This window comes from Streptomyces sp. NPDC018019, assembly GCF_044327805.1.
Lineage (GTDB): Bacteria > Actinomycetota > Actinomycetes > Streptomycetales > Streptomycetaceae > Streptomyces.
In genome coordinates this window covers 1-5654 of record NZ_JBIRGD010000067.1, presented here as the reverse complement: position 1 = coordinate 5654, position 5654 = coordinate 1, and the positions used below count along the sequence as shown (strand labels likewise).

Here is a 5654-nt window from a genome sequence, read left to right as displayed (position 1 = left end):
GCACCACCGTCCATCTCGGCATGCCCGACCTCAGCCGCATCGTCGCACGCACCAGCACGGTCGAAAAACCTCAAGGCCACGCGAACTGAAGGGAATCCGGGCAACAAAAAAGCGCCCCGTCCAAGACGAAGCACCAACCCATTCACTCAAGTGAGCAGTTATCAAGTTAGTTCAGAGAAGGAGAAGTCGTGGACCGAGGGATGCTTGGGCAGCACCTCGGCCTGCCGCTCCAGCAGCCAGCGGATGTCGATGTGCAGCTCCACTCAGGCCGCCCGCCCCGCAGCATCGGCAGCGTCCAGGCGGGCGGGGGCGTCGTCGGGGAACGCCGCGTCGAACGCGTCGGCGTTCCGGGCGACGAACTGCCGGAAGACCTTCGCGGCGCCCTCCAGACGCGGGTCGCGGACCGCGTTGCGCGCGGCCTCGGTGATCAGCGCGGTCACCGTGGTGCCCTCGGCCTCGGCCCGCTCCTGCAACTGGGCGTGCAGCTCCTCGGGAACCCGGATCGTCACTGGCTTCGACATACCCCGACCGTACAGCAAGGCGTACAGCACGGGTAGGAATTCGGCAGCCCAACCGTAACGGTGCGGTCTTGCCGGGCATGAGAGGGCTCGCCACCGCGTGAAAGAACCGGAACGCCGACTCGGCCGGCCTCTCCCGGGACCACCACTGCCAGCCCGCCCGACCGCGCCGAGCGCCGGGCAAGTGGAGCGCTGACTGCCACGGGGAAGCGTGAGTACGTGCAGACAGGACCGGCGGCCATGCGAAAAGCGCAAGTCAGTCGAGTACGGCCGGGTCAGTCACCGACGAAGACGAGATAACTGCCGGGAGTGGCGGCGCAGTCCTTCAGGTATTCGGCGAGGTCGCGGACCGCGGCGGTTTGCGAGCCGTCGGTGCAGCGGTCCAGAAGATCTGGGATCTCGCGGAGTGCGGCCTCGGCTTCCTGCTCGTTGAGGACGGTGTCGTTGTACGGGTCGACTGTCCAAAGCTTTCCCGACGTGTTGGCGGGAAGCGTGGCGATGAGCTGAGCCAGCGCTTCGCCGTGCCCGTGGGACTGGCGGATCAGTGTCGGCTTGCGCTTCGAGCGCCGGCCGGGCCAGTGCGGGCGGCCGTTGTGCAGTTGCAGATCAATCCCCATGAGCAGATTGTCTCGCAGCCGCATCCGGCGCCAGCGCGGACCTCCGCTCGGGTCAGTCGAACTCGCTCGACCCAGCGCACTGAGACCGTGACATTCTGGATCTCTCGCCGCTGCTGTACCGGGCGTGGCTGAGCACCGCTGACGGGTGCATAGCCACGCCCGCTTCCGTCGCGAGCCGGGTCCGGACACAGGGCCTCATCGAGACGCGCCGGCGTCCGGGATGCCGGGATATGCAAGGGCCGCCGTATCCGGCCCGGCATTGCCGGCCCAGGGGAAAACCTACTCCGCGGCGTGCCTCAGCACTCCGCTCGTATGAAAGGTGGCATCGATCGGCGTCGAGGCCATGCCGTCAAGGTGCTGCTGCCCGTGGACGGCATGGTCGTAGGAGCTGCGGAGACCGGCGGGGACCAGGCCCAGACGCTCATCCGGAACGGGGTGGCCCTGGGCCTGGGCCCAGGCGCGGACGGCGTCGAAGTCCGGGGCGGGTGTCCCGTTGACTGCGTGAACGGGAAGCCGGTCGACGGTGAAGGCGGTCCGGGGCAAGGAGAGGCCGAAGCGGTCCTCAAAGACGGCCAGGGCACGCCGCTTACGATCGGCGGCGTCGTCACCCTCATCCTTACGAAGACCGGTGCCGTCGGCCGTGAGGATCCGGGCGGCGACGAGATCAGGCACCAGCAGATCCGGCTCCTGGCCCCAGCGGACCCACGCCCGGGCCCGCCGTGGCAAAGGCGGCACCGGTCACACCCTGGCCTCCGCCCTGCACTACCTGCACCAGCGCGCCGGCTCCCCCAGTGCCTGGGCCATGGCCGTCTCCAGCGGCGGCACGTTAGACCAGGACCGTCCTCAGCGGCGAGACGGTTCCCGACTGGGACGTCGTCCTGCGCATCGTCCTGGTCCTCGACGGCGTCCCCGACTACTTCGCTCCCCTGTGGGAAGACGCCCTCGCCCACGCCTCCCCCGAGCCCGCTCCGGCCGAGCCCCCCGCTCAAGCCCAGGCCACGCCCCCGCCCACCCAGCGGCTGGACGATCTGCTGACCGCCTTCAGCGACACCCTCGCCGCCCCCCTTAAGCACCTCACCACCACCGAAGCCGGCTCCCCGACCGGCCCCGCACCCGCCCCGGCCACATCCATGGTCCAACGGCGCCCCCGGCCCGCCCCCATCCCCGCCCTCACCCACTGGAACGCCCGATAAGCAGCGCCGTGAACCGCGGCGAGACGCTGCGTCATCAGCAACCATGCCAGCTGCATCCGACGATTCACCGCGGGCTCCGGCAGCGTGGTGGCACACTGGTCTGCGGCCCTTCGCGTATCCCCCGTCGCGAAGGGCCGCTTCGTGTACCGGCCGTCGATCCGGCCACCAAGTGCCGGAACAGCAGCGAGGCCCGGCAGGGCAGCATCGGCTTCGTGCTGGGCGCCCTGCCGGGCCTCGGAGCAGTCCGGCCCGCCGGCCGGAGCGAGTCAGCTCGCGTCGGGGTTCTTGCCCACCAGGTTGGTGAGCAGCTCCACGATCCGCGTCTGGTTGCGGTCCGCCTTCTCGTTCAGGCTGCGCATCTCGTCAGCGAGCTGGTCGACCTTGCCCTCCAGGGCGTCGAACCGGCTGTTGACCTTGGCGAAGCCGTCCCGGACCTCCCGGCGCAGCGCGGCCTGACCCTCGATGACGGCGGCGAAGTTTCCGCCGGACTGCACCTGCAGGGATTCGACCCGGTCCTCGACGGCCGCGGTACGGCGGCTGAGCGCCTCCAGCTCGTTGTGAGCGATGGGGTCCTCGGAAGCCATGTCAGTCCCTGGGTCGGCGGGTGGTACGTGCACCGTGTGATTGTCCCAGAAGCAGCGGCACCGACGGAAGCGGGATCACCCGGCCACGCAATCCCAGCACCGCGGCTGGTCCGTATCGGTTTCCAGGAACGGCTCCAAGAGCGCGAGGCCGGGCTCCTGGTCATGCCCCGGGCCACCTGGCCTCACGTCTTCCGGCAGCCTGCGGCTCCCGTCTTCTCCGGGCTACTGCACCCAGCTCGGCAGGGTCGGCTGGAAGAAGTAGCCGCCCTTCTGCGCGGTGGTGATGGCAGCGGCGGCCGGGCTGTCGGCACCGACCGGGACGTGCGGGTAGATGCAGTCGATCAAATCGTACGACTGGTCATCGTCGCAGCCGGAGCCGACCACGGCGCAGACCGGACTGCTGTATCCGCCGGCCTGGGTCCACACCCCTGGCCAGTCGGGTGCTGGACGATCTGCCGTTCCGGCCACTTGAGCGCATCATCCCTGGCACCCTTTCTGTCGTGCCGGAATCATCCCTCACCTCGAGCCCTGTTCCTAAAGATGCACATCGCACACTAGGGCTTTGGTCTATCCGCCGAGCTTTGATAGTTTCCGTAATAGCTTCGATCATGTTATTGATCTCCAGCTGGCTCTTTATATCTTGGTTTCTTGGGTCCCCGCCCAGAGCGGACCCGAAGCCGCTGGATGTTGCAGCACAGCTGGACCTTTTGAAACTCGTGTTCGCTGCGGTTGCAGGCGTAGGCGCTCTTGTCGCATTGGTCACCGCCTATCGACGCCAGCGACTGGACGAAATTGCCAGTGAGCGCGCAGAGCGAGTTCAGGCACATTCAGAGAAGGTGGCTGACGCAAATATTCATGATGCAACCGAACGGAGGGTCACAGAACTCTACAGTCACGCGGTGGAGCAATTAGGGCACGAGAAGGCAATGGTTCGACTTGGCGGGCTTTACTCTCTTGAGCGACTGGCCCAGCAGAATCCGGAGCACCGCCAGGTTGTCACTGAAGTAATTTGCGCCTACCTTAGGATGCCGTATGGCCCACTCTCTGAGGTTGCTGGGGCGAACCCAGGAGCATCGTCCCTAGATTCTGATGCTCGGCAGGAATGGCAGGTCCGTCGAGCGGCGCAGGAGATTTTGGCTAAGCACCTGCGCAAGGCGCCGCCCGGCAGTCGACTCCAGAAGGACCCGCCGGACCCGCCCGATGAATGGGCCGCTTACTGGCCGGGAGTCACGCTAAATCTGCGCTCTGCCGCACTGCTTGAGGTGGACTTCTCTGAATGCCATTTCACTGCATGCGAATTCGGTGAAGCCAGGTTTGTTGGACAGGAGCGATTCTCCGGGTCAGTCTTCCATTGTACGGCGCGCTTCGCCCATGCCAAGTTCGAAGACGGAGCCGCGTTTGATGGCGTGGACTTCTTTGGCCACCTGTCATCCCATGGCGCGAAGTACGGAGGTGTAGCAGATTTCAGGAATAGCGAATTTCATCGACAATTCCACTTGGCGCGAGAGGAATTCACCGACCAGGCATGGTTTACGGACTCCGTATTCCATGCGGACGCCCGATTCGTCAATCCAGCGTCCCCAAGGCGTGATCCTAGATTTCACGCAGGAATAGACCTCTCCGGCGCCAGGGTTCTAAATACCTCAGAAGTTGTTATGCTGCCGCCCGGATGGGCCACCGAAGAGGAAGAGGGTAATGCGGGGCGCTCTATCGTGAGTGAAGGCGGTGATCAATTTCGAGGTACTCGAGGTAATTACCGCCCCCCTTACCCGAGGCAGGGGCAGAGGCCGGATCCTCGTTGGGCGAGCTAAGGCGGTGTCCTATAGTGACAGAGCCCAACGCGCCTGAACGAAAGGGGATTTGCCTCACGGCCCGGTCCGCGATCACCTTCAGGACGCGCCGACCTGACAGGCCGGCTGGCGAGTGAGCAGCAGGCCTCCTGCCGCCCACCATCCGCAGTATCGACCGGCCGCTGGAACTCCCCGACCTGGTCGGCGCCTGTCACGCCTTCGTGTCCTCGGCCGGCCGGGTGGTGCCCCGGCTGCGGGACCGCAGGCTCTCAGACGATCCACGAGAACGCCGCTCGGGTGAAAGCCGCGTCCTCTGAACTAGCGATTGCGTTGTCCGGCTAGTGGGTAGGGAGGGAGCAACTACTGGATGTCGGCTCCGGCCGGAGACTCCATGCACTTGAACGCTTGGGGTGCCCAGTTTGCGTCGCCATCCAGCACGGTTCCCTTTACGGGGAAGCATCCCGGAGGTTGACGCATGTCTGCGTGGCTGTCACGCCCCTTTCTCATCGTGCTGTCCGTACTGCCCCTCCTGGCAGTCGTGTTGTTATCCGCGCCCGCGTGGTTGACCTGGCCCTTTCTGTCGCCTGAGCGCCAGAAGATCGTGTTGGAGGTTCTCGATTGCCTTGTCCGATGGACTCGGGTGGCGGTGCCCCGTCAATGCGGCACCGCGAGTCGGGCCAGGGTCACGTAGTTCGGACAGAGATCTCTCCGAACGAGGGCATTCCCAGACCAGCCGCTGCGGACCGTGACACAGACGATCCCGGAGCCGTCTGAGAGCGGCAGGCGCCGAGCAGGGTGACGCGCAGGACGCGGGGCGCCGCGGCAAGCTTTTCTAGGCGGTGGCTCCTGGCCCTGCTACCTGAGACTCACCGCGGTTCCCCGCAGTCGGCGGCGAAGTGTGTGCGTCACTGAGAAGGCCGATGCGGCCGCTGATCGCGGTTGTGAGTTCCGG

7 protein-coding genes are annotated in these 5654 nt (G+C 66.0%); 2 read left to right on the top strand and 5 right to left on the bottom strand.

What is annotated here, in order from left to right:
• Positions 1–263: 263 nt before the first annotated feature.
• The 5 genes from ACH4FX_RS43040 to ACH4FX_RS43020 all read right to left on the bottom strand — a co-directional run bounded on the left by ACH4FX_RS43040 (position 264) and on the right by ACH4FX_RS43020 (position 3338).
• Positions 264–521, bottom strand: a complete 258-nt coding sequence (locus tag ACH4FX_RS43040; RefSeq protein ID WP_398487359.1) for a YlcI/YnfO family protein — start codon at positions 519–521, stop codon at positions 264–266.
• Positions 522–793: 272 nt separating this feature from the next.
• Complete coding sequence (locus ACH4FX_RS43035; RefSeq protein ID WP_398487358.1) at positions 794–1135, bottom strand: hypothetical protein; 342 nt, start codon at positions 1133–1135, stop codon at positions 794–796.
• A 279-nt stretch (positions 1136–1414) separates the two neighbouring features.
• The gene (locus ACH4FX_RS43030) at positions 1415–1807 is read right to left on the bottom strand and encodes a hypothetical protein (protein WP_398487356.1); all 393 of its coding nucleotides are present in this window, start codon (positions 1805–1807) and stop codon (positions 1415–1417) included.
• A gap of 787 nt (positions 1808–2594) precedes the next feature.
• The gene (locus tag ACH4FX_RS43025) at positions 2595–2912 is read right to left on the bottom strand and encodes a hypothetical protein (protein WP_398487355.1); all 318 of its coding nucleotides are present in this window, start codon (positions 2910–2912) and stop codon (positions 2595–2597) included.
• 222 nt (positions 2913–3134) lie between these two features.
• Positions 3135–3338 (bottom strand): hypothetical protein, encoded by a 204-nt coding sequence (locus ACH4FX_RS43020; protein WP_398487354.1) that lies wholly within the window; start codon positions 3336–3338, stop codon positions 3135–3137.
• A 14-nt stretch (positions 3339–3352) separates the two neighbouring features.
• On the opposite strand from ACH4FX_RS43020, the gene ACH4FX_RS43015 reads away from it, so the two are divergent.
• On the top strand, positions 3353–4723 hold the full coding sequence (locus tag ACH4FX_RS43015; RefSeq protein ID WP_398487352.1) for a pentapeptide repeat-containing protein: 1371 nt from the start codon (positions 3353–3355) through the stop codon (positions 4721–4723).
• A gap of 128 nt (positions 4724–4851) precedes the next feature.
• Positions 4852–5019 (top strand): DUF6192 family protein, encoded by a 168-nt coding sequence (locus tag ACH4FX_RS43010; protein WP_398487360.1) that lies wholly within the window; start codon positions 4852–4854, stop codon positions 5017–5019.
• Positions 5020–5654: the final 635 nt, after the last annotated feature.